A 1,719-nucleotide genomic window follows, 5' to 3' on the forward strand; every position below is an offset into this window, starting at 1 on the left:
GTCGCCACGCACCAGAGCAGGACGCTTCTCAGGAGCAAGCCCTTCGATCAGCTGCCGCAGACGGGGTAGGCTATGCTTGGCGGCATGGGATTTACTGCTTTGCACTTCGACATCAAGCACCAGGCGAACATTGCTGATTAAGTAAAGTATGCAGGGTATGGCTTGGTTGCCCTGACTTCCTGGGATTGTAGCCAATCTCAGCACCTATTTGACGGCCATACAACAGCTTGACGCTGCTATCAGCATCGAGAATCCAAGCAGTATTCAAGGCCTCACGAGTACTCTCACTTAGCGCTGTGTCCATCCAGATCGTACTCTTCATCAGCTGGGCCAGGCAGGCCGCGCGTTGCGCTTCATCACAACGTTTGGGCAAATTTGGCACAAGCGCGCTCAGCGCGCGGCGTAAGCTCTCATCGCTCATAATCTTGCCCATGCCGAGTATCTCAGGCGCAACTTCGTCTCCTCGTAGCCCAGCGATGTGTGCATAGCGTCGCTGCCCATCAAGAATGGAGAGCAACCAAGTGCCCAGTCAATCAACCACCGCAGGCGCATTAGGACTCGTGTAAGGGAGCGGGCACCCCTCTACCCGGCGGCTAAATAAACCACTAACTTCCAAAAACTCAGCAAAAAATGCCAACTGACCCAAAGCCGTAGCACTTCCGTTTTCGTCCCAGCGTACGTGAAATCGACCACCAGGAGTCAACAAACACATCTCCTCTGCAGCTGGCGCCATCTCCTGCACGGCGCTGTCTACCACCTTTACTACTTCTTTTTCATCAAAATCCTCTTCACCCATTGGGTGACTCCTTCCTTCAGCCGTAAAACCTTTACAGTACTATGTTTGCAGCTGTTTTTATAGGTTCAACTGAGGAAAATAGGTTCATTGATTATACCTTCAATGTATTTTTATTAAATACCAGATTTTTCCTATCGAAACAATAATCCTAAAACTTGCTATTGCCCACTGTTTTATCTAGTTAATACCTAAATCCTGCAAGCCCTAAAAAAACCAGACTGTGAGCCCTGCTTTTTTATTCCCGGATTTTATAATTCAAAGCCTGCCGATGCCTTGCGTGTACGTGGAACTGAGGTTTTTTAACCGATACATACCAATGATTGCCAAGAATGATGGGAATTAGGTAGCGATTGGCCAAGCTCAACCCTCCTTCCCAAACGAAGGCTACCGATAGCCGTTAGTTTTGGCGTTTAGTTGTCAGGTCACGAACCCAAGCCAACCGCCACCCAATCATGCCAAACTTGAGGATAAAGATGATTACCCGAGGTTTTAACTGTCAATTGCCGGTTCCCCGTGATCAACTTGCCCGCTACTCGTACCAAATATGTCCGTATTGTTTCTGATTCCCATTGCCGAAGCGTCGGGCTGCCACTCATGATGGCCATCCAGCGTAGGGTATTGTAAGCCAGTACCGCGCTGCGGAATAAAGCCGCGCTAGCCAAGAAGCTGGCCGTTCTTATCTTGCCCATACCCATTTGGCCTTTAGATTCTTCGATCCAGGTTTCGCAAGTCGCACGTTCACCGTATTTTTTATGGGCTTGCCAGGGGCTTAGAAGCTGTCTGGCAAAACGATTTCCATTAGAATCAAGTATTTTTTGATAGTAAGCCAAGAGATGTCATACAAAACGGATATAAATGATGAGGAATGGAACTTGATAAAAAAGAGTTTGATCCTGTCAGCAAACGAGGCAATAGCCATAAAC

General features: G+C 48.3%; 3 protein-coding genes. All 3 read right to left on the minus strand.

What is annotated here, in order from left to right; all coding sequences use genetic code 11:
* Positions 1–112: 112 nt before the first annotated feature.
* Positions 113–517, minus strand: a complete 405-nt coding sequence (locus tag BLW34_RS17210; protein ID WP_256203835.1) for a hypothetical protein — start codon at positions 515–517, stop codon at positions 113–115.
* 12 nt (positions 518–529) lie between these two features.
* The gene (locus tag BLW34_RS17215; RefSeq protein WP_256203836.1) at positions 530–796 is read right to left on the minus strand and encodes a hypothetical protein; all 267 of its coding nucleotides are present in this window, start codon (positions 794–796) and stop codon (positions 530–532) included.
* 422 nt (positions 797–1,218) lie between these two features.
* Positions 1,219–1,626: a transposase gene (locus BLW34_RS15235; RefSeq protein WP_218138892.1), complete on the minus strand. Its 408-nt coding sequence runs from the start codon at positions 1,624–1,626 to the stop codon at positions 1,219–1,221.
* Between the last annotated feature and the right edge of the window lie 93 nt (positions 1,627–1,719).

Origin of the sequence: Nitrosomonas sp. Nm58, assembly GCF_900107335.1 — a bacterium.
GTDB lineage: Bacteria > Pseudomonadota > Gammaproteobacteria > Burkholderiales > Nitrosomonadaceae > Nitrosomonas.